Genomic DNA, 21,350 nt, shown 5'->3' with positions numbered 1-21,350 from the left:
GCAAGCTTCGCCTCTTTCCGCCTGCCACGCTTATGCTATGATATGGAAACAAGAAAATGGAGAGGATCATGCGGCTTCTGGCGCAGTGTCTGGATTGGCTTTGTCGGGCTTTCGCATCCGGCGCGCAGGATGAGTTGCGCCTCAATCAACTAATCTGTCCGCTGGCTACCGGCCGCGATCCTTCGGATGCCGCATCGCGGCATCACTGAGCATGACTTTCAATCCTGGTCCCTGCGGCCGCAGGGATGGTCCTTCCCCTTGATCGGGCACTAAAAAAAACGGACCGATCCGAAGACCAGCCCGTGAAAGTTTTAGGAGAGGATGCCTGAAAGGCAGCTTTCTTTTGCCTCCAACCGGCTTCTGCTGCAAGTGCGAAAGCCCTGCTCGCGGTTGCAAAATATGCATCCGTGGCGCAATGCAACGCTTTCCGTAGCGTCATTCTGGTCGTCCATCGCCCCGGCGTTGCAGCCAATAGGCCATTCCCAAACGAATCACCTCAGACCCTGATTCGCAGCGACGCGAGCGACGCGACCAGCAGGGTCACCGCGGCAAAGGCCATGGTCCAGATCGGATCGCCGGGAAAGAAAGCCTTCATGATCGATCCCATCGCGGTCGCGACCAGCAATTGCGGCATCACCACGAAAATATTGAACAGTCCCATGTAAATGCCGATCTTCGCGGATGGCAGGCTGGACGCCAGCATGGCATAAGGCATGGCGAGGATCGACGCCCAGGCGATGCCGATGCCGACTTCGCTCAGCAGCAGCCATTGGGGATCGCGCAGAACCAGGAAGCTTGCGAAACCGGCCGCGCCGGCCATCAGGCACAGCGCATGGGTGTGCGCCTGCCCGATCCGCCGCGCGACCCAGGGCAACAGCGTCAGTGCGGCCACCGCCGCCACGCCATTATAGACCGAAAACAGCACCCCTACCCAATTGCCGCCCGCCTGATAGGCGGCGCTCGCCGGATCGGCGGACCCGAACATATATTGGGCGACCACCGGCGTCGTGTGAATCCACATGATGAACAGGGCCGACCAGCTGAAAAACTGGATCACCGCCAGCCGCCGCATGATCGGCGGCATTCCCGCGACATCGCCGACGATATGGGCGAGCATATTGTCCCGCCGCCCCGACCGCGCCAGCCCGATCGCCGTCAGGCTGGCCAGGCCATATCCCGCCAGTAAGGCGGCCAGCAGATAGACTTCCTTCTCCATACCCCAGAGGTCGACCAGGAACGCGACCGCGCCGCCCGCCCCGATCCACGCGAAGCAGGGCCACAGCCCACGTCCCGCCAGGTCAGGCGCGGCTTGGGTTTCGGTTTCCCTGCTGAACGCGCGCAATGCGTCGGGCGCATATTCCCTGGTCGTCAGCACTGTCCACAGCACGGCGCCGAACAAAGCCGCGCCCCCTGCCCAGAAGCTGTAGCGCACGGTGTCGGGTATCTCGCCGGCGGCTGCGATGTTGGAGACGCCCAGATGATCGAGCGCATAGGGGAACAGCGAGCCGACCACCGCGCCCGCGCCGATGAAGGCGGTCTGCACGGCGTAGCCCGCGACATGCTGATCCTTGTGCAGCATGTCGCCGACAAAGGCGCGGAACGGCTCCATCGAGACATTGAGGCTGGCGTCCAGCATCCAGAGCAGCAGCGCGGCCATCAGCAAGCCGTCGCTTTGCGGCATGAACAGCAGCGCGACCGCCGCCAGGATCGCGCCAGCCAGAAAATAGGGCCGCCGCCGCCCCAGCCGGCCAAGCCAGGTCCGGTCCGACAAATGGCCGATCACGGGCTGGACGAGCAACCCCGTGAGCGGCGCGGCCACCCAGAGCGCCGACAGATCGTCGATACTGGAACCCAGGGACTGAAAGACACGGCTCATATTCGCATTTTGCAACGCAAAGCCGATCTGGATGCCGAAGAAGCCGAAGCTGATATTCCACAGCCCGGCAAAGCCCTGGCGAGGCTTTTCCATGCCCTTTCCCTTCCCGTCCCTCACGCGGCCGGCCTGCCGCCGCCTGCGCCCGATCCTCAGCGGTCGCATGGCGAGCCATGCGGGACAAGTCACGCATACGAATTCATCGAGAGTCAGCGATTTGATCGGGAGGCACAGCAGTCCGCTTCTGGTTGAAAGCGGCTACTTCGCTGACACAAAATCAGCACGGTCACCCGGGTTTGGGCCGCATTCGCCCTATTTCCAACCTCCCGAAAGCGTCCTCGCCACCTAGACCGCTACATTCTCCTTCAGCCGGTCGCGGAGGACATTCTTGGCGACCTTTTCCAAAGTCGAGCGAGGCAGGGAATCGACCACATGCACGGTGCGAACGACCTTGAAGTCAGCGAGCTTATCCTTGCAGGCCGCAATCAACAGCGCTTCGAGTTGTTGCGGATGATCGGCCTGCGGAATGACGAATGCGACAGGCACTTCGTCGAGCATCTCATCGGGCCGGCCAACCACGGCCACTTCCCGGACCAAACCACTCGCCAATATCACGGCCTCAATCTCTGACGCCGCGACATTTTCGCCGCCGACCTTCAGCATGTCCTTGTCACGATCGAGGAAGAACAGATCGCCATCCGCGCCGATTCTGATCCGGTCCCCGGTGTCGAACCAGCCATCATCGTCGAAGGCCGCGGCATTGGCGGCGGGGTCGTCCAGATATTCCTTGAAAAGCGTTATGCCGCGGATGCCGCGAATATAAAGCCGGCCGCTTTCTCCGGGGCCGGCCCGACCGCCATCATCGCGGCGTATGAGGATTTCGTATCCGGCCGCCGGCCGGCCGATGGACATGGCGGGTCCGGGATGCAACGGATCGGCGACGATCCCGTGCGTGATCGTTTCGGTCATGCCCCAAAGACCCATGGTCGCAATGCCGACCGGTTTGTCGACCAAATCCGGCAGGGCGACGGCAGGTATCCAGCGCCGATAGCAATGATCGTCGGGGATCGGCTGGCCGAGCGCTGCTTTCACGCAAAAGGGGATCATGGACGCCCAGGTTGGCCGGTGCCGCACGGCCGCATCCCAGAAACGCGATGCCGAAAAACGGGGCTGGAGAACCAGCGTGCCACCCACCCACAAGGTGCCGAGCAGCGAATAGGATTGGGCATTGGTGTGAAATAACGGCAGGAAAACATGACAGATGTCGTCATGCTGAAGCCGGAAATGCCGCGCATTGGCCTGAGCCCCCCAGATGGCGTTGGCATGGGTCCAGACAACGCCCTTGGGCCGGGCCGTCGTGCCCGACGTGAATTGAATGGAGAGTTCATCGAGAGGTTGAGGCTCATGCCGCGGTGGCTGCCCAGCATTGGCCAGCAACCCATCGAACGGCTCCGCATCGCCCACGGACGCACCGGAAGCGATGATGAAAAAGTCGCGCCGATCTATCCGGGTCAGAGCCGGAAGCAGCGACGCTTGCGTTATCGCACCCACGGCACCGCATTTTTCCGCGAAATAGGCGAGTTCGTCCGGACTGCTCTTGCTATTGGTGGTCACGGCGACCGCGCCGATCCGCGCGCCCGCCAGCCAGGCCAGGAGAAACTCGGGCGCGTTTTCCATATGGATCAGGAAGCGCGCTCCCTTGCCGACCCCGCGCCTGGCGAGGCCCATGGCGACGCGGCCGGCCGCATCCCAGAAGTCCGCATAGCTCCATGTGACGGCAGGCTCATCGAACGGCGCCCATATCAAAAAGGCTTTATCAGGCGTCCGACGAACCCACTCTGAAAAAAGTTGGGGCACATGTCGGCCAGCCACCGTCAACTCCATGCCTGCCTGCAAATCGGTGAATGCGTTCATTGGTGGAGCGTCTCCTGAAGTGCGCCGGAGCGCTCGATCAACGATTCGGACGGAAGGCCAGGATCACCCAAGGGGCGGGTCGCAATGGCTCCAGCTTCGGCGGCATCGATGCCGAGCGCCAGCAGGACGCCGGCCGCAAGCCGGTCCGGATAATCAGCAGCGACCTCATCGGTGAGCATGGTGTTGATTGCGGAAAGCACCGGTCCGACCACCAGATCGAAGGCCAGCCGCTCGTCATCGACATGGAAGCGGCCTGAGCGAATACCCGCACCGATATCGCGCGGCAGGAAATCCCGAACGAGCGAACTGTGCGTCAAGGCGTAGGAACCGGCACGACGCAGGAAGGCGGCAAGATGCGGATAGCGCCGACACAATAGCAACCACAGGCGTATGCCGTTCGAGACCCGCACCGCTGGATCGGTGTCCGAGATGGCGACCGGGTCCACCGCCCGCATCATCTCGTCGCCTGCTTCGGTCGCGACCGCCGCCAACAAATCCTCATTGCCGCGGAAATAATTGTAGAATGTCCCGCGGGCCACGCCCGCGACGCGCGCAATTTCGTCGATCACGCTACCATCGACGCCACGCTCGCCGATGACCAGCAACGCCGCTTCCGACAGCCGCGCCTGCATCCGTTCGCGCCGCTCCGCCGCTACCCGCACGCGATGGTCTTCCCGATTTGCCTGTTTTGCCACTCAGCCTCTCCTTGGCCCGACAGTGCCAAATTCAACTTCGTTCGTCCATATCGAAATGACGATTGCGTCATAATGACGAACATGTCATTTGTAGCTGCAACAGGTTACATGAGAGGATATTGATGGAGCACGAGATCAGCTCGGCTGCCGCACCGCACCTGAGCTACCCGCAAAGCGAACTGCCCGATGGCGTGACCACGCTGGAGCGCCCGGCGTCCCAGGCCCGCGCAACGTCGCTCGCATTTCTGCGGTTCGAGAAGCGTGACCTTCGCGCGACCGAGGCTTTCCTGAGCGACTTTGGCATGATGGCGGTCGAGCGGACCGACACCCGGCTCGTGATGCGCGGCGCCAACGAGTCGCCCTGCATCTATGTCGCCGAGAAGGCGCGCCGGAGCCGTTTCGTCGGCGCGGCGTTCACGGTCGCGGCCGATTGCGACCTGACATGTTTCCATGGCGAGCCGGGCGCCCGGCCACTGACCGATGCCGAAATTCCCGGTGGCGGCGAGGGGGTCGAACTGATCGATCCGGCCGGACACCCGGTCTGGCTGCTGCGAGACTGGGGGCGCGTGCCCCCCCTGCCCGTCCGCGCGCCGATCGGGACCGACCCGAACACGCCGATCCGCAGCCATCGCATCAACGCCACCATCCGCGCGCCCGTTGGCCCGGCACAGGTGGTCAAACTGGGCCACATGGTAATCCAGACGACCCGCTTCCCGGAGATGGCGGACTGGTACATGGCGCACCTGGGTCTGATCCCGACCGATGTCCAATATCTGGCCGACGGCAGTCCGGCGCTCACCTTCTTCCGGCTCGACCTGGGCGCCACGCCCGCCGATCACCACGCGCTCGTGCTGGTGGGCGGCCTGTCCGACGAACTGGAGCATAGCGCTTATGAAGTCGTCGATCTCGACGCGATCGGGCAAGGGCAGCAATTGCTGCGGGCGCGGGGTCATCGCCACATGTGGGGCATCGGCCGGCACGTCCTGGGCAGCCAGTTGTTCGATTATTGGTATGATCCCGACGGGTTTCAGTTCGAACATTATGCCGATGGCGACCTGTTCACGGCGGACTATGAGACCCGATATTCGCCGCTCGAAGCCGGCAGCATCTGGGCCTGGGGCGACGACGCGCCGGCCCAGTTGCGCGGAAAGAAAAGCCCCGCGCTGCTTCTCAAGGTGGCCGCCGCGCTGTGGCGTGGGCGGGTCAGCCTGTCCCGCCTGAAACTCATTGCCAGCGCAATGGGTAAGCCCGCGCGACCCTGGCTCTAAGCACTCCTATTTCTCGAAGGACATCAAAATGGCGATTTCTGTCATCCGCTTTCAAGACAATGCCACGGCCCGCTGGGGCATCCTGTTCGGCGACAAGGTCGCCATGCTCGACGACGCTTATCCGACGACCGGCGACCTGCTGCGGCATGGGCAGGACAATCTGCGCCGCCTGACGCCCGCCGATGCGACCCTGCCGCTGGCGCAGTTGCACATATTGTCGCCCGTCACCGGCAACCAGCAGGTGCTGTGCCAAGGGATCAACTATGGCAGCCACGTCCGGGAATCCGGGATGGACCCCGACAAGATCGGCTTCAACACCATTTTCACCAAGGCGTCGTCGTCCATGTGCGGCGCGCAGGACAACATCATCCGCCCCGCCCATGTCCGGCTGCTCGACTATGAGATCGAACTGGGACTGGTGCTGGGCTGCGACCTCACGGGGCCGATCAAGGCCGAGCCGGACAATCTGCACAAGTTCCTCGCCGGGGTGACGATCGTCAACGATATTTCCGCCCGCGACGTCCAGTTGCCGCAGACCCAGTTCTACAAGGGTAAAAGCTATCGCAGCTTCTGTCCGACCGGCCCTGTGCTGGTCCTGCTCGACGCGGCCGAGTGGAGGCGTTGGGGCGAATTGCGGATGCAGCTCAGCGTCAACGGCGTGGTGCGGCAGGATGCCCACTGTGGCGAGATGCTGTTCCCGCCGCACAAGACCCTGACCGAGTTGAGCCAAGTCCACGACCTGTTCGCCGGCGACCTCATCGCCACCGGCACTCCGGCCGGTTGCGCGGCGGTGGCGCCCGGCAAGGCGGTCATGTTCATCATGCGCCATTTCATGACCGACAGCACCAAATGGCGGCTGTTCACGAAAAAAGGCGCGCGCAATCCGCGCTACCTGCAACCGGGCGATGAAGTCGTCGCGGCCATCAGCACCGAGGACAGTGCCATCGATCTGGGCGCGCAGCGCAATCGCGTGGTCGCGCGATGAGCGACGGCGCAGACTCGATCCCGGAGGCGCCATTCGACGTCATCATCGTGGGGTTCGGGCCGGTGGGCGCGGCAGTCGCCAACCTGCTCGGACGCTACCAGGTGCGCACGCTGGTGATCGACAAGGCGGAGGATATATTCCAGGCGCCCCGTGCGATCGCGCTCGACAATGAAGCGCTGCGCATCCTGCAGATGATGGGTCTTGACGACCGCGCTTTCGCGCGCGTGCCGATCCCCCAGGTTCGTATGCGCTCGCCGATGCTGGGCGAATATGCCTGCGCCGACACGAGCCGGGAAATTGACGGTCACCCGCAACTCGTCACCTTCTACCAGCCGGAACTGGAAGCCGTGCTGCGGCGAAGGCTGGCCGATTACCCCACGGTCGAGGTCCAGACCGGCGTGACGCTGGTCGGGCTGGATCAGGACGATTCCGGCGTGACGGTCCATCTCGATAAAGGCGGCCGGAAGATCAGCATTCGTGCGGCGCATCTGGTCGGAGCAGACGGGGCATCATCCACCGTCCGCCAGTTCCTCAAGCTCGATTTCAAGGGCCGCAGTTTCGCGCAGGACTGGCTGATCGTCGATGCAAAGAGCCCGCCAGAGCCGATCAGCGACGTCGAATTCTGGTGCGATCCGCGGCGGCCCGGCCCGCATATGATCGCACCGGGCGGGCGCGAGCGCTGGGAGTTCATGCTGCAACCGGGAGAGACCCCGGCGGACATGGAGCGGGACACCGTCGCGCAGCGGCTGCTCGAACCCTGGACTAAGGGGAGCCAGATCGAGATTGAGCGCGTCGCGGTCTACCGCTTCCATGCGCGTGCCGCAGATGCCTTTTCAAGCGGGCGTTGCCATCTGGTGGGAGACGCCGCGCACATCACCCCGCCTTTTGCCGGTCAGGGACTGGTCGCCGGATTGCGCGACGCCGCCAATCTGAGTTGGAAGCTCGCCTGGGTAACGAGCGGGCGCTGTTCGCCCGCTGTGCTCGACAGCTATGATGTCGAGCGTCGCCCCCATGCCAAGGCGACGATCAAATTCGCCCTGTTCCTGGGCGCGCTGGTCATGCCGCGCAACCGAATCCGGGCCTTGCTGACCCACGGCGCCTTGCGCGCCAGCCAATATGTACCGGGCCTTCGCAGCATGTTCCGCGAATTGCGGATGAAGCCGAAAAATGCCTTTCGAAAGGGCCTGTTCCTCCCCTGCGGCGGCAGGTCGGCATGGCGGCCCGGCGCGCAATTCCCGCAGGTCAAGCTGCGCCCGGCAGGCGGCGGTCATCCGGTCGCGAGCGACGATATTCTGGGTGACCGGATGATGCTCGTCGGCCTCGGCGCGGCTCCGTTGAAGGGCATTGACCCCGTCACGCTCGCCCGCTGGGCGCGGTTCGGTGGCGAGACGATCCATATCCTTGCACCCGGCAATGCGAAAGGGGCGCCGGACTGTTTCGAGGATGTGTCGGGCATATTGGTTCCGGCTGCCGCCAGGACCAGTCATGTGGCGATCGTCCGCCCGGATCGCACGATTGTCGCAATTGGACCGGCCGACAAGGCTGCCGAACTGGTCAGCCGCACGCTCGACCTGTTCGAAGCGCCCCCGGCGGCACCCATGGCATTTGCGGCAGACCAACAGGCCAATGGCTTCATGACGGCACGCAATGAGAGGGCCGTCGAAACCAGCTGAAACAATCAATGAGGAGGGAGAGGTAAAATGAAAAATATAATTTTCCGAAAAATGCTGACGACGACAATCCTGGTCGGCGCATTTTCAACCCCGTTCGAAGCAGCCCGCGCTGCGGAGGAAGGCGCCACACCGCAGGCGCCCGCCCAGGAACAAACCGGCGGAGCGCTCCAGGAAATCATCGTCACCGCGCAAAAGCGGTCGGAATCGCAACAGGATGTGCCGATTTCGGTCGCGGTGGTCGGGCAGATGGCGTTGCAGCAATCAGGCGTCAGCAACATCGGGGAGTTGCGGTTCAAGGTGCCGAACCTTACGCTCGCCGAAAGCGGGATCGGCACTGCGCTGGGCATTCGCGGCATTTTTTCCGGCGTGAACCAGGGCTTTGAACAATCGGTCGGCGTCTTCATCGACGGCGTTCATTATGGCCGGGCTCAACAGGCCCGGTCGCCCTTTTTCGACGTGGAAAGAGTCGAGGTGTTGCGCGGGCCGCAATCGATCCTGTTCGGCAAAAACGCCATTGCCGGCGCGCTGAACATCACGACGGCAGCGCCAGCAGACCGGTTTGGCGGCTATGCGGTCGCCTCCTATGGCACGAATGCAGACGATTATGAAACGACCGTAGCGCTGACCGGGCCGGTCAGCGATGGCGTCCGCGTCCGGCTGGCCGGCCGATACCGTAATGCGGACGGATATATGCACAACCTGACGCTCGACCGGCCCGAAGCGCAGCGCGAGGAATGGCAATTGCGCGGTACGATAGAGGCCGATCTTGCCAGCAACCTCACGCTCACGGTCAAGGGCGAGGCGGGCAGTTTCGACGTCACGGGTCGCGAGAATGAAATTGTCGGTGAGCTGCCGGCTGCTTTGCCTGCCAGCAATCCCGCCGCCGGCCTGGTCAACGGCCTGACCTACGCGCAAATCCTGACCAATAGCGGCGACGTGCCCGTCAACACGCGCATCTCCGCCGTGAATGCGGCGACGGGCATGGAACTGCGTCCTTTGCCGGTGGCGGACGCCTCCGTGCTCAACAACCGGCGCGATCAGAACCGTTCGTCCAATGGCGACTTCAGCAGCAACAAGGCGCAGGCCTATATGGTCAAGCTCGACTGGCAGACCGGCCTGGGCACTGTCTCGGCGATCAGCGGCTATAACCGCTTCAAGTCCAACGAGCTGTGCGACTGCGACTTCACGGGCGCGCCGATCCTTGATGCACCACTGAAGGAGAAATATAGCCAGTTCAGCCAGGAAGTGCGGCTGGTGTCCGACAAGGGCGGGCAGTTCGACTATATTCTCGGCGCTTTCTTCCAGAAGAGCCGCGACAGATATGCCGACCGGATCGAGATCGGCGCCGGTTCACCCTTGGTGCCGTTGGTGTTCAACCAGGCCTATGGCCCGGCTTTCGAGGCGGCGGCGCAGGGCTGGCTTGCGGCCAATCCGGGCGATGTCGCCGGCGCGGTCGGTGCGGGGCGCGCGGCGGGCAATCAGGCTGGCACCATCGGGCTTGCCCTTGCCGACACCCAGGCCGCGCGTTCGGCCCGGGTCGATGCCAAGGTATGGTCCGTTTTCGGTCAGATCGCCTGGCATATCTCGGACGATCTGCGCCTCACCTTCGGCAGCCGACTCAATTATGAGAAAAAAGACGGCCGGCGGACGATGGCGATCGAAGCGCGTGGCGGCGGCGCGCTGCAAGGCCAGCAGGCGCTGCTCACGCCTATCGCCTATGCCGCCCTTTTCGGCATCGCGTCGCAAAATCTGAGCGAGATCGCAGCGGCGGGCATCCCCGGCATATCGACGTCGGCGGGTGATTTCGTCAATGCGCTGGGCGCGCTTCCGACCGCCGGCGACTATTCTCAATGGCGCTACACGCCGTCGCTGACGCTGCAATATGATGCCGGCCCGCACACCATGGTCTATGCCAGCTGGGTGACGGGCGCAAAGTCGGGCGGGTTCGACTATCGCGCGAACAACAAGGGCGCGGCCGCGTCCATGGACGAAGCCTTCGCGTTTGGCGACGAAAAGGCGATGACGGTGGAAGGCGGCCTCAAGACCCGCCTGCTCGGCGGTCGGGCCGAACTCAATGCGGCGGTCTATTATACCGATTACAAGGATCTTCAGGTCTCGATCTTCGACGGCCGGCTTGGATTCAATGTCGGCAACGCGGCCAAGGCGCGGATCTATGGCCTTGAACTGGACGGTCGGGTGCGGATCACGCCGCGGCTGTCGGCCAATGGGTCGTTCGCCTATACCAATTTCAAGTTCAAGGAATTTCCATACGGCCAATGCTATTCGGGTCAGGTGCCCAACGGGCCGGCCGCCGCTCAGGGCTATTGCAGCTATAAGGGGCAGACGGCGCAATTCGTACCGAAAACCACCGGGACGCTGGCGCTTCAATATATGGTGCCGATCACCGACGCCCTGGAGATCAGGGCATCGGGCGACATGTTCTACAGCGGTAAATATTTTGCCGATCCCACGCTCGACCCGCGGTTGGTGCAACGCGCCTATACGCGGTTCAACGCCCGCCTGGCGCTGGGCTCCGTTGGGCCAAAAAAATGGGAAGTCGCACTGCTCGCCAAAAATCTGACGGACAAAAAGCCGATGTCTTTCGCGACGGCGGTTCCACTCGCCTACGACATATTCGGCGCGGTCAGCAGCAATGCCTTTTTCGGCGAGGGACGCACATTCGTGCTCCAGGGCCGGTTCGATTTCTAACTTGGGAAAGGGCCGGGGCACGGTGGCTGAAGCGGCCGCCGCGCCCCGGAATGAAAAGATGATGGACGACGTGGAACTGGCCTGCCTCGGCCCTGCAAGCGCGGATCGATTTGCGGTGCGTCCGTTGACGCGGCGGCCACCGGGCAAGGGGGAAATCGAGGTCCGCGTCGAGGCCACGTCAGTCAACCCGATCGACGTGCGCCGGTCGGACGGCTATGGCGCACGTCTGTTCCGGCTGATGAAGGCAGGGCGCTTCCCGCTGGTGCTGGGCAATGATTTCGCCGGGAGCATCACGGCCGTTGGCGAGGATGTTCAGAACCTTTCGACCGGGGACGCGGTGTTCGGGTTGAAGCCGGCCTCCGCAAACGGAACCCACGCCACGCATGTCATTGCCAAGGCGGCGCATGTGCTCAAAGCGGCCGCGAGCCGGGAACCGTGCGAACTGGCCATCCTGCCCTACAGCTTTGTCACCATGTATCTCGCACTGCGCGGGACCGGGCTGACGCGCGACAATGCGCGGGGCCAGGACGTGCTGGTCCATGGCGCGTCAGGCGGGCTGGGGCTGCTGGCGGTGCAGTTGCTGGCGCAATGGGGAGCGAACGTCACGGCGATTGGCTGGGCGGACAGCCACTCCCTCTTGCGGTCGGCAGGCGCTTCTAACGCGGTCGATGCAGCGTCGAAACCCTTCGCAGGATTGGATGCCCATTTCACCGCAACGCTCAATTTTGCAAGCTGGGACGATGATCTGGCGCTGATCGGCTGCCTGCGCACGGGCGCATTGGGCCATGCCACAACCGTCCATCCGTTGCTCGCCACCATCGACCGGCTGGGCTGGGTCCGCGGCGCCGTTGCGAGCATGACCATCAAGCGTCGGCATCGCATGGCGTTGCCGGCGGGATGCCGACGCTATGGCTGGACCCTGTTTCGTCCCGACCAGGAGGCCCTAACCGAATTGGGCGCTGTTTCCAGCCATATTTTTCTGCCGGTGGGTTGCTCGGTGAGCCTGGCGCAGGGTCCGGCCGCTTTCGCCCATGTTCGGGACGGGAAACAGGGTCGCGCCGTGATCCGCCCCAGCGATTGAGAGTTCAACGACCGTAAATTTTCAGAAAGGCCTGCGCAGCGCATGTTGCGGCGAGGCGGATTTCCGCGGCGTCGGGTGCGACCAGATCGCCAAGCAATCGGCGTTCAAGCATATCGCCCTCATTCAATCCTTTCCAATGCATGGCCGCGACCCAGGGGTCGGCGCGATCCAGCTTGCCTTCCTCCATCAGCCGTTCGAATCGATCGGCGAGCTTTCGCCACGCTGGTTTCAGGACCATATGGTGGAAATCGCTGCCGATCGGGGAATGGGTCGATTGCACGCTTCCGATACGAAGATGCGCAATGGACAAGGGGCTGAGCCGGCGAGAGAGATAGGCGGTGCCAAGTCTCGCCAGACCATCACAGAGATGTTGGCCACGCAGACATAGGTCCATCGTCTGATCGACCCATTCGGTCAGATCGACATTGAGCACGGCCCGCAGCAGCGCTTCCTTCGACGGGAAATACCCATAGAGCGTCGACTTCGATCCGCCCATGCGCTGCACGATCGCATCCATCGAGCTTCCCTCGAAGCCGCGCTCCTCGAACAGCGCGGCCGCGACCTCGATGATTTCCCGTCGCTTCTTCTCAGTCCTGATGCGCACGCATCCGGCCTTTCGGGGGGAGTTGCGCTGGAGCGCCGCACATATCCACGATAGCTTTGCTTAATGTCCGGGGAGCGACTTGGTCATCTCGCGTAGCAGTGCGGTGAGCTTCTTGTCCGACACGTCCTTGCCAGTGACGCGCTTTTTCGAGGTTGCCCGCCACACCAGACGCCCGGTGTCACGTTCGATCAGATCGAGGACCAACGTGCCCTGCGTATAATGGCTTGTGTCCAGATTATAGTCGCTCGCGCCGCCGCAGAAGGGCAAGCCGCAGCCACCGCCGTTGGACGTCAACTTGCCGTTGAGTTCGGGCTGCATGACAATGGTATAAGCGGCGAACAGATCAGCCTGTTGGGGATCGTCGATTTGCCGGTACCCCTTGGCCTTCAGGGCGGCTTCAGTAATGATGCGCAGCCGGTCGATGGCGATGTCGTTGGCGACCGCAGGGTCGGGCGCGCCCACCTGAATGGCCCGCAGCGGCGCCCAGGCGAAGGTCGATCCGCTCGCCAGTGCGGCGGACGAGGTCTGCACCACGTCCACTTTCGCAGCGGCCGGAACGGCGCAGGGAAAGCTGAGAACGGCCGCAGCCAGGGAAATCCATTTGAAACCAGTCATATCATTTTACTTTCTATGGGGAGTGGCAAGGACTGGCCGGCGATCCGCCCCCTGGCAGCACAAGGGAAGTTGCCAGGGAACGGGGCCGGCCAGTCGCCCGGTTCGGACGCCCGATCTTACGGGCGCCGAACAATCGGTCAGTGCGCGCCGCTGGTGTCGATCGGCCCCTTGGGCTTGGGCACCAGCCAGATGAGCGTCGCCGCGAAGCCCAGGCAAAGGGCGATGACACCGAACATATTGAGGGTCGCGAGCATGACGCTTTGACCTTCGATCACCATGGACAGCATCGTTCGCGCCGTTTCGGTGGGGACGCCCTGCTGCGTCATGCTATCGACGGCCGCTTGCCCATGCTGCATCGCGTTCGTCAGTTCATTATTGTTGGCGCGGGTCGCGTTCGACCAGCCGCTCTGGATCAGAGAGGTGGCGAATGCGCCGGCCAGGGTCCGCATGAAGTTCGAAAGGCCGGCGGCATCCGCCTGTTCATGATGTTCGACGCTGGCCATGGCCAGCCCGGTCACCGGCACGAAGAACATGACCATGAATGTGCCGGTCAGCAAAGTGGGCCAGGCCATTTGCAGGAAGGTGACGTCGCTGCTGAACGTCCACATCCGCCAGACCATGATGAGGCCTAGGCCCAACAGGCCGAGGCAGACGATCAACCGCGCATCGAACTTCTCGACCGCCCTGCCAACCAGCGGCGAGCACACGACCGCCAGGATGCCCATGATGCCGGTGGCATAGCCCGCCCAGGTGGCGGTGTAGCCCATATTCGATTGCAACCAGAGCGGCAGGATGACGATGCTGGCGAAGAAGGCGCCGAAGCCGACCGCATAAGTGAGCGCCGCGCCGACAAAGCCGCGATGTCGGAAGACTTTGAGATTGACGATCGGATTCTTCTCGGTCAGTTCCCAGATCAGGAAGGCGACAAAGCCGATGGCCGCAACGATGCCAAGGGTGCGGATCTCATGGCTGGCGAACCAGTCATGATTGCGCCCTTCGTCGAGCATGATCTGCAACGCGCCGACCCAGACCACCAGCAAGGCGAGGCCGACCTTGTCGATCGTCGCCTGGAATTTGGGGTCCGCCTGGCCGCGCATCAGCATCATCAGCGCCAGACCCGCCGCGGCGGCAACCGGCACCTTGATGAAGAAGATCCATTCCCATCCGTAATTATCGCAGATGATGCCGCCCAGGATCGGCCCGGCGACCGGCCCGATCAAGGTCGTCATCGCCCAGATCACCGTGGCGAGCGTCGCTTTCTCCTTGGGGAAGATGCGCAGCAGCAGCATTTGCGAGAGCGGCATGATCGGTCCGCCGAAGAGGCCGAGCAGCACACGCATGCCAAGCAACATGCCGAGCGAATTCGCCAGGCCGCACAAAAGCGAGATGGCGGCGAAAGCGAGGTAGCAGGTGATGAAAGTGCGCTGCGCGCCGAACTTGCGCGCAAGGAAGCCGGTGAGCGGGACGGTGATCGCCTCCGCCACCGCATAGGAGGTGATGACCCAGGTGCCCTGGCTCGACGATACGCCGAGCGAACCGGCTATGGTGTTGACCGAAACATTGGCGATCGTGGTGTCGAGCACGACAAGAAAGTTGCCGAGGCCGATCAGGATCGCGGCTGCAAATAGCGCCACCCCGGTGAGGGGTGGCGCGGTTTTTTCTAGCGGCCGAGCCGCTGCGATCGCAGTCATGGCATGGTCGCCTTTACTTCGAGACGTCGACGTCGACGTTCATGGACAGGCCGACGCGCACCGGGTGCGCGGCGAGTTCCTTGGGATCGAGCGTGATCCGCACCGGCAGGCGCTGGACCACCTTGATCCAGTTGCCGGTCGCATTCTGCGCCGGCACCAGCGCGAAGGCCGCGCCCGTGCCGCCGGAGAAGCCGGCGACCTTGCCGTGATAGACGACGTTTTCGCCATAGAGGTCCGACGTCAGTTCGACCGACTGGCCGGGGCGGACATGGGCCAGTTCCACTTCCTTGAAATTGGCGTCCACATAGGCCGCCTGAACCGGCACGACCGCCATCAGCGCCGCGCCGGGCTGCACCCGCTGGCCGACCTGAACTTGGCGGCGCGTGACGACACCGTCGATCGGCGCGCGGATGACCGTGCGTTCCAGATCAACCTTGGCCTGGGCGAGCGCCGCACGAGCAGCCAGCACTTCGGGATTGTTGTCGACCGTGCTGTTGGCGATCAGCGCGCGGTTGGCGTCGCGGTCGCCAATGGCGGCGTTGCGGGCCGCCGCCGCCTGGGCGCGCACCGCCTCGGCAGCGCGCAGGCCAGCTGCCGCATTGTCGAACGCGGTGCGGACCGTGGTCACTTCATCGGCCGACACGGCGCCCGATCCATCCAGCCCCTGGCGGCGCTGCAGGTCGATCCGCGCCTTGTCGAAGCGCGCCTTTGCCGCGGCCACATCGGCCTGCGCGCGGGCTTCGTCGGCGGCGCGGGCGCTGATCTGCGCGCCAAGCCCGCTGTCCGTCGCCTCCAGGCCCTGAACCTTGCGAACGGCACGCGCCAGATCGGCTTCGGCCCGAGCGACGGCGATCTTCGCATCGGTGCCGTCAAGCCGCACCAGCACGTCGCCACGGCGCACCTGCTGCGTGTCCTGCACCAGCACCGCGCTGACCGGGGCGGCCAATTGCGAGGTGATCTGGGCAACGTCGGCGCCGACATAGGCATTGTCGGTCACTGCATGTTTGCTGGCCACCAGCGTCTCATAGGCATAGGCGCTGCCGCCGATCAGCGCGACGCCGCAGGCGAAGGCGGCGAACAGCCGCTTGCGCTTGCTTTTCGTGTTGGCATCATTCTGGGCGAGATGCAGGTCTTCGTTGGCACGCACGGTGCCGGTTTCGATATCAGCCATTTCTAGTCTCCGTGTGTGGGGTCAGGCGGCCGTGAAGCCACCGCCAAGGGCGCGAACAAGTTGAACATCCAGGGTGAAGGCGCGGGCTTTGAGCTCGGCCACCTTGAGGCGGGCTGCGATGACGCTTTCCTGCGCCGTGAGCACGTCAAGATAGGTTGATAGGCCACGCTTGTAGCGTTGCTCTGCAATGCGGTGCGCGTCTTCGTAGCGGGCGAGAGCCTCGGACGATTCCGCCAGCCGCTGGCCCAGCATCTTCTGGCTCGTCACTGCGTCGGCGGTTTCGCGCAGAGCCTGCACGACCTGACCGTCATAAAGCGCGACCATCTCATCATACTGGCCGCGCCGGCCGCGATATTGGCCCTGCAACGCACCGCCATGGAAGATCGGCAGGCTCACCGCCGGCGATATGCTGCCATAGCTGGAACCGTTGGAGAACAGATTGTCGAGGCCGAAAGCCTGCATCCCGGCGAGAGCGCTGAGGCTGAGATCGGGATAGAAGGCAGCGCGCGCCTCCTTGATCCGCTGCCCCGCCGCTTCAACGCGGGCGCGGGCGGCGGCGACGTCCGGGCGGCGACCGACCAGATTGATCGATGCGTCGGCGGGCACGCCTTGGTCATGCAACTGCGCCACGTCCGGACGGCCGATCGTGAGCGCGCGGTCGGGACCGGCCCCCACCAGGGCGGCAAGGGCATTCTTGGTCAGCGCGATCGCCTCGTCCGTGGCGGCCAGATCGGCGCGGGTCTGGGGCAGGCGCGCCTGGGCCTGCTTGAGCGCGCTGTCATTTTCCAGCCCGGCGCGGGTCCGCTGTGCGACGAGCGCGAGCGTCTGCGTCCGCACGTCCAAAGCCGCTTTCAGGCTGTCGCGCTGGGCGTAAAGGGCGCCAAGCTGCGCGTAGGTCGATGCGACTCCGGTGGTCAGCGCGAGTTGCGCCTCCTGCATCTCGAACCGGGCCGCTTCTGCGTCGAGCCGGGCGGCGCGCATTGCGGCGCGGTTCTTGCCCCAAAGGTCGAGGTTGAGCGTCATCTGAAGCCCCAGGCTGCCGCTGTCGTTCCAGCCATTGGGTGTCATCGCAGCGGGCATGACCCCGTTTTGGCTGAGCTTGGTCTCATCCATGGCGCCGAACGCATCGACGGTGGGCTTGAGCGCCGCACCGGCGGCCTGGGCATAGCCCTGCGCGGTGCGCATCCGGGCGGCGGCAGCGGCAAGATCAGGCGATGCGGCCAGCGCCTCGTCCATCAGCTGCGTCAGGCCGGCATCGGCATAGCCCTGCCACCAGTCGCTGCCCGGCCATGCCGCGCGCGACCCGGCCAGCGACGCTGACGACTGATAGTCGCTCGGCGCGTGCGGCACGGGCTGGGTGCCAAGATCGGGGATCGACGCGCACGCGCCGGTGAGAAGGAAAGGAAGCAATATAGCGGCGCGGCCAATGCGCGCGGCTCTGGGCGGAGCAATTTTCTGGGCCATGCTGGTTGGTCCTGCGCTAATTAGTTGATAAGGGCGCCGACAGCCGCTGGATGGGGGAGGTTGGGGTTCGTCCAACGACTGCCGACGCCGGCCAAATGCACTTGTCGCCAGAATTCATCAACGCGGCTTGAGTTTAACCAATGTGTCCTGTAAGTTCACGATCATGGACACATTGCTCAGCCTCCGTTTGTTCTGCACCGTCGTGGAACTCAAAAGCTTTACGGCGGCCGCAGAGCGCCACGACATGTCACCGACCATGGCAAGCAAGCATGTCCGGGCGCTCGAGAGCCGGCTCGGCACGCGATTGTTGAACCGGACCAGCCGCCACGTCAGCATGACGGAAACGGGCGCCCTCTATTTCAGTCAGGCGAAGCAGACGCTGGAAGCGCTGGATGAGGTCGAGGCTGCAGTCAGCAATACTTCGGTCGTGCCAAAGGGCACGCTGCGCATGAGCGTGCCGCTCTGGTTCGACAGCCCCCGCTTTTCATCTATTCTCGCTGAATTCTCATCGCTTTACCCTGAGATTCGCTTCGACATCGACCTCAGCGGACGACTCGTCAATCTTGTGGAGGAGGGATTTGATCTGCTCATTCGGGCCACCGTCCCCGAACTGCTCGATCCGGGCCTCATCACCCGTCCATTGGCCGACATGCCCTTTCACCTGGTTGCCTCACCGGCTTATCTCGACTCCGTTGGGCGGCCTGAGGCGCTGGCGGACCTCAATGGAGCGAAGCTACTGCTGTGCAAAACCATGCATGTGGGCGCAGCTGTTCCCTTCGAAGGTCCGCTTGGTCGCGAGACCGTGAAATTCCAGGTTGGGTTCGAAAGCGGCAACGAGTCGCTCGTGCGCCTGGTCACGCTGGAAGGCATGGGCATGGCGTTGCTGCCCGACCTGATGGTCGAGGACGATCTCGACGCCGGAAGCCTGGCATTGGTCCTGCCGGGCGCGGCTCAAATTCCGGTCAGGATTTATGCAATCTACCCCAGTCGGAAATTCCTTGCCGCCAAGGTCCGCGCCTTCATCGATTTCTTCAACGTCAAGGTTCAGCAGATCAAGGCTGAACGCGACCCACATGTTCACGCACTGACAGGACAGCCAGCATGAACTTTGGCGTGGTTGATCGCGCCAGCTAGCACCACGACATTCTGCATCTCCTTAAATTCTCTCAAATAGGATGCAGACATGAATTACGGGGATTTCCCGTTCAGGACCGCACGCGCCGGTGAGGCGCAGCTCCCCGTCCTCCAAGGCAAGACCGCGATCGTCACCGGCGCCGGAACGGCGTTAGGCCGCGGAATCGCAAGGCGCTTTGCCAGCGAAGGCGCCAATGTCATCGTTGCGGAAAAGGATGCCGCCGCGGGCGAGGAGACCGTCATGGCGATCGAGGCGGCGGCCGGACAAGCGGCACTGTTCGTCGGCGACCCAACCAGTCCGGACTATCATCTTGGCCTGGTGCGGTTCGCCAGGCATCGTTACGGCTGGCTCGATATCGCTGTCAACAATGCCGGCATCAACACGCTCTCGACGCCTCTCATGGACATGTCGCAGGCGGCGTGGGACCAGATAACCACTGCGCATCTATCAGGCATCTTCCATGCCGTACGTGCGCAAATTCCGACGATGATCCAGGCGAGAGGCGGCGTTATCGTCAATGTGGCCGGCCTGTCCGCCCCAAGCCTGGCGCCCGCCCACAGCCTGTGGGGCACCGCAACACAGGGCCTGGCAGCGCTCACCGCGAGCATCGCATCGGATCATGCCAAGAAAGGGATCCGCGCCAACGCCATTATTTCCTATCATGATGCAAAGCTTCGCGCAGGCAAGGCGCCCGCCGGGACCGATTCCTGCTCGCCCAGCCCCCAAGAGATAACCGAGATAGCGGAGGTCGTCCTTTTCCTCGCAAGTGCGAAATCGAATCTGGTCAGCGGAACCTGTGTGCCGGTGGAGTGCGGACCACTTGTCTCCTGATGCCTGTGCGATTTGCCTCATCATGAACCAGCAGGAAATCTTCTGTAAATCAGCCGACAGTTGATCGCTCGAGCGCGCGATGACACCTGTCAATCGACAACCACGAACGGATTCAACATCATGTTCCTCGAAAAAATTTGCGCGGATCACAGCAGCCCCGTCTCCAGTGATGCCCAACCCCGGCCGATCGACGATGGCCAGTTCACAGGTACTGAATGGGAAGTTGTTGAAATGGCGCGCTGGGACGGGCTCAAGAGCCTGCACCCCGGCAGCCTTCTCTGCCGCGTGGACCGGCTGTTGTTCGGCCTGGACGTTCCGCTGCCGCTTGCCAATGAGCGGCTGGAAACGCTTCGCTGCTTTGCGGTCAAGACCTGGTGCCGGACGCGATTGCGGGGCGATGATCTGCGCCCTTTTTTTGAGGCCGGCTTTACCCGGACACATGTGCGATCCATTCTGGATCATGTCGCCGGCCGCCGCGGTTTCGCGCCTGCGGTCGATATGGGATCGGCCTGATCCCGCCAGTCCCACCCATTCGGGCCGGGAATTGCACAGGCGGCAAATAATTTAAATTGAAGCGAGCGCGCGCCGTTCGCTCCGTCCCACAGAGGGTATCAGGCCGGTCTCGCAGGAGCCCGGCCCGATGCCCTATGCGCCGTTGAACTTAGGCTTTATTATGCACTAACAGGACATCATACTTGAACTTTATGAATGTTGATGAACTTTCAAGAAAGGTGAATGTAGCCGACAGCGGCTCGCCAGGAGCGGCCGTCTTCAAAAAATCAGGAGAATTTTCATGCGCTTCCCCAAGATTGCTCTCACCTCTGTCCTCGCTAGCGCAGCCCTGACCGGCACGGCATTCGCCGAAACTTTCGACGGCCCCTTCGTTGGCGTGCAGTCGGGATGGAACTCGTACGAGGTGCGCAACGTCGAGACGCCCTTGGGAGTCGCAGCGATCAATGATGACCAGCAGTCTTTTACCGCAGGCGTCTATGCCGGTTTCGATCACCGACTGACCGACCGGGTCGTATTGGGTGTGGAGGGCAGCCTCGACACTACCAATGACGACCGGCTCCACGGCTCCACCATCTCGGGTTCCTATACGCTGGACCCCAAATATTCGTTCGATCTCACGGCCCGCGCGGGCTTCCTGGTTACACCGGCTACTCTGGTCTATGCCCGCGCCGGCTACACCAACGCCAGAGTTGAAACCATGGTGGCGGATGACGCCGGAACCGCGTCCGAGACCCACAACCAGGACGGCTGGCTGCTGGGGGGCGGCATGGAGCGCCAACTGACCGAAAAAGTGTCCGCGCGGATGGAGTATCGCTATTCGGATCTCAGCGAAGGTGATGGCAAGTTCGACCGCCATCGCGTGCTTGCTGGCCTCAGCTACCACTTCTGACGTGCATGTCGGGCGGAGGCTGCGGCCTCCGCCCGCTGTTCGCGCACAGTCCGCCAGTGTGCGGAACCGCCTCTTGACAGGAAAGCCGACTATTCTGACCTACCGACATCTCGCCCAACCCAGCCAGTCCTTCATTTTCCCATCATGATCCTGGATAGTAAGCAGGGCGCTTCCGGCACGCGGCCCGGCCTAACCCAACCCTTAGGTGGCGTGGACCCAGCTCGTTCCAGCTTGTGATA

General features: G+C 63.3%; 17 protein-coding genes. 9 read left to right on the top strand and 8 right to left on the bottom strand.

Annotated elements, in window-relative coordinates; all coding sequences use genetic code 11:
• Window positions 1–496: 496 nt before the first annotated feature.
• The 3 genes from C100_RS37690 to C100_RS37680 form a co-directional block, all read right to left on the bottom strand.
• A complete protein-coding gene (locus tag C100_RS37690; RefSeq protein ID WP_031309627.1) occupies window positions 497–1,969 on the bottom strand; it encodes an MFS transporter in 1,473 nt (490 codons plus the stop codon).
• A gap of 249 nt (window positions 1,970–2,218) precedes the next feature.
• Complete coding sequence (locus C100_RS37685; RefSeq protein WP_024020269.1) at window positions 2,219–3,787, bottom strand: AMP-binding protein; 1,569 nt, start codon at window positions 3,785–3,787, stop codon at window positions 2,219–2,221.
• A complete protein-coding gene (locus C100_RS37680; protein ID WP_024020268.1) occupies window positions 3,784–4,482 on the bottom strand; it encodes a TetR/AcrR family transcriptional regulator in 699 nt (232 codons plus the stop codon). The genes C100_RS37685 and C100_RS37680 overlap by 4 nt, the downstream gene beginning before the upstream one ends.
• A 122-nt stretch (window positions 4,483–4,604) precedes the next feature.
• On the opposite strand from C100_RS37680, the gene C100_RS37675 reads away from it, so the two are divergent.
• From C100_RS37675 to C100_RS37655, 5 genes are read left to right on the top strand one after another with little or no spacing between them, the layout of a single operon-like run.
• Window positions 4,605–5,750, top strand: coding sequence for a VOC family protein (locus tag C100_RS37675; RefSeq protein WP_024020267.1), 1,146 nt, complete (start codon window positions 4,605–4,607; stop codon window positions 5,748–5,750).
• A 28-nt stretch (window positions 5,751–5,778) separates the two neighbouring features.
• Window positions 5,779–6,735: a fumarylacetoacetate hydrolase family protein gene (locus C100_RS37670; RefSeq protein ID WP_024020266.1), complete on the top strand. Its 957-nt coding sequence runs from the start codon at window positions 5,779–5,781 to the stop codon at window positions 6,733–6,735.
• Complete coding sequence (locus tag C100_RS37665; RefSeq protein WP_024020265.1) at window positions 6,732–8,408, top strand: bifunctional 3-(3-hydroxy-phenyl)propionate/3-hydroxycinnamic acid hydroxylase; 1,677 nt, start codon at window positions 6,732–6,734, stop codon at window positions 8,406–8,408. The genes C100_RS37670 and C100_RS37665 overlap by 4 nt, the downstream gene beginning before the upstream one ends.
• A 27-nt stretch (window positions 8,409–8,435) precedes the next feature.
• Window positions 8,436–11,117 carry a TonB-dependent receptor gene (locus C100_RS37660; RefSeq protein ID WP_084625403.1) on the top strand — a complete coding sequence of 894 codons (2,682 nt, stop codon included), beginning with the start codon at window positions 8,436–8,438 and terminating at the stop codon, window positions 11,115–11,117.
• A 58-nt stretch (window positions 11,118–11,175) separates the two neighbouring features.
• Complete coding sequence (locus C100_RS37655) at window positions 11,176–12,198, top strand: alcohol dehydrogenase catalytic domain-containing protein (protein ID WP_161633921.1); 1,023 nt, start codon at window positions 11,176–11,178, stop codon at window positions 12,196–12,198.
• 4 nt (window positions 12,199–12,202) lie between these two features.
• Here C100_RS37655 and C100_RS37650 read toward each other — a convergent pair whose 3' ends face one another.
• From C100_RS37650 to C100_RS37630, 5 genes are all read right to left on the bottom strand, one after another.
• The gene (locus C100_RS37650) at window positions 12,203–12,802 is read right to left on the bottom strand and encodes a TetR/AcrR family transcriptional regulator (protein ID WP_024020262.1); all 600 of its coding nucleotides are present in this window, start codon (window positions 12,800–12,802) and stop codon (window positions 12,203–12,205) included.
• A gap of 60 nt (window positions 12,803–12,862) precedes the next feature.
• Complete coding sequence (locus C100_RS37645) at window positions 12,863–13,417, bottom strand: DUF4136 domain-containing protein (RefSeq protein WP_024020261.1); 555 nt, start codon at window positions 13,415–13,417, stop codon at window positions 12,863–12,865.
• A gap of 137 nt (window positions 13,418–13,554) precedes the next feature.
• Window positions 13,555–15,108, bottom strand: coding sequence for a DHA2 family efflux MFS transporter permease subunit (locus C100_RS37640; RefSeq protein ID WP_024020260.1), 1,554 nt, complete (start codon window positions 15,106–15,108; stop codon window positions 13,555–13,557).
• 13 nt (window positions 15,109–15,121) lie between these two features.
• Window positions 15,122–16,279 carry an HlyD family secretion protein gene (locus tag C100_RS37635; protein WP_024020259.1) on the bottom strand — a complete coding sequence of 386 codons (1,158 nt, stop codon included), beginning with the start codon at window positions 16,277–16,279 and terminating at the stop codon, window positions 15,122–15,124.
• A gap of 21 nt (window positions 16,280–16,300) precedes the next feature.
• A complete protein-coding gene (locus tag C100_RS37630) occupies window positions 16,301–17,743 on the bottom strand; it encodes an efflux transporter outer membrane subunit (RefSeq protein ID WP_024020258.1) in 1,443 nt (480 codons plus the stop codon).
• A gap of 163 nt (window positions 17,744–17,906) precedes the next feature.
• Between C100_RS37630 and C100_RS37625 the strand changes: the two genes are divergently transcribed.
• The 4 genes from C100_RS37625 (at window position 17,907) to C100_RS37610 (ending at window position 21,111) form a co-directional block, all read left to right on the top strand.
• Window positions 17,907–18,848 carry a LysR family transcriptional regulator gene (locus C100_RS37625; RefSeq protein ID WP_024020257.1) on the top strand — a complete coding sequence of 314 codons (942 nt, stop codon included), beginning with the start codon at window positions 17,907–17,909 and terminating at the stop codon, window positions 18,846–18,848.
• A gap of 78 nt (window positions 18,849–18,926) precedes the next feature.
• Window positions 18,927–19,709, top strand: coding sequence for an SDR family NAD(P)-dependent oxidoreductase (locus C100_RS37620; protein ID WP_024020256.1), 783 nt, complete (start codon window positions 18,927–18,929; stop codon window positions 19,707–19,709).
• Window positions 19,710–19,829: 120 nt separating this feature from the next.
• The gene (locus C100_RS37615; RefSeq protein ID WP_152536474.1) at window positions 19,830–20,222 is read left to right on the top strand and encodes a hypothetical protein; all 393 of its coding nucleotides are present in this window, start codon (window positions 19,830–19,832) and stop codon (window positions 20,220–20,222) included.
• Window positions 20,223–20,502: 280 nt separating this feature from the next.
• Entirely contained in the window at window positions 20,503–21,111 is a 609-nt protein-coding gene (locus tag C100_RS37610) for an outer membrane protein (RefSeq protein ID WP_024020254.1), read from the top strand.
• Window positions 21,112–21,350: the final 239 nt, after the last annotated feature.

Source organism: Sphingobium sp. C100 (genome assembly GCF_000508185.1).
Taxonomy (GTDB): domain Bacteria; phylum Pseudomonadota; class Alphaproteobacteria; order Sphingomonadales; family Sphingomonadaceae; genus Sphingobium.
Note: the sequence above shows the minus strand (reverse complement) of the source record. Positions and strands in the feature narration are given on the sequence as shown.

Bases quoted from the DNA above. Each gene is read 5' to 3' on its own strand.
- C100_RS37690 (WP_031309627.1), bottom strand. From the start codon at position 1,969: ATGGAAAAGCCTCGCCAGGGCTTTGCCGGGCTGTGGAATATCAGCTTC.
- C100_RS37685 (WP_024020269.1), bottom strand. From the start codon at position 3,787: ATGAACGCATTCACCGATTTGCAGGCAGGCATGGAGTTGACGGTGGCT.
- C100_RS37675 (WP_024020267.1), top strand. From the start codon at position 4,605: ATGGAGCACGAGATCAGCTCGGCTGCCGCACCGCACCTGAGCTACCCG.
- C100_RS37670 (WP_024020266.1), top strand. From the start codon at position 5,779: ATGGCGATTTCTGTCATCCGCTTTCAAGACAATGCCACGGCCCGCTGG.
- C100_RS37665 (WP_024020265.1), top strand. From the start codon at position 6,732: ATGAGCGACGGCGCAGACTCGATCCCGGAGGCGCCATTCGACGTCATC.
- C100_RS37660 (WP_084625403.1), top strand. From the start codon at position 8,436: ATGAAAAATATAATTTTCCGAAAAATGCTGACGACGACAATCCTGGTC.
- C100_RS37655 (WP_161633921.1), top strand. From the start codon at position 11,176: ATGATGGACGACGTGGAACTGGCCTGCCTCGGCCCTGCAAGCGCGGAT.
- C100_RS37645 (WP_024020261.1), bottom strand. From the start codon at position 13,417: ATGACTGGTTTCAAATGGATTTCCCTGGCTGCGGCCGTTCTCAGCTTT.
- C100_RS37640 (WP_024020260.1), bottom strand. From the start codon at position 15,108: ATGACTGCGATCGCAGCGGCTCGGCCGCTAGAAAAAACCGCGCCACCC.
- C100_RS37635 (WP_024020259.1), bottom strand. From the start codon at position 16,279: ATGGCTGATATCGAAACCGGCACCGTGCGTGCCAACGAAGACCTGCAT.
- C100_RS37630 (WP_024020258.1), bottom strand. From the start codon at position 17,743: ATGGCCCAGAAAATTGCTCCGCCCAGAGCCGCGCGCATTGGCCGCGCC.
- C100_RS37625 (WP_024020257.1), top strand. From the start codon at position 17,907: ATGGACACATTGCTCAGCCTCCGTTTGTTCTGCACCGTCGTGGAACTC.
- C100_RS37620 (WP_024020256.1), top strand. From the start codon at position 18,927: ATGAATTACGGGGATTTCCCGTTCAGGACCGCACGCGCCGGTGAGGCG.
- C100_RS37615 (WP_152536474.1), top strand. From the start codon at position 19,830: ATGTTCCTCGAAAAAATTTGCGCGGATCACAGCAGCCCCGTCTCCAGT.
- C100_RS37610 (WP_024020254.1), top strand. From the start codon at position 20,503: ATGCGCTTCCCCAAGATTGCTCTCACCTCTGTCCTCGCTAGCGCAGCC.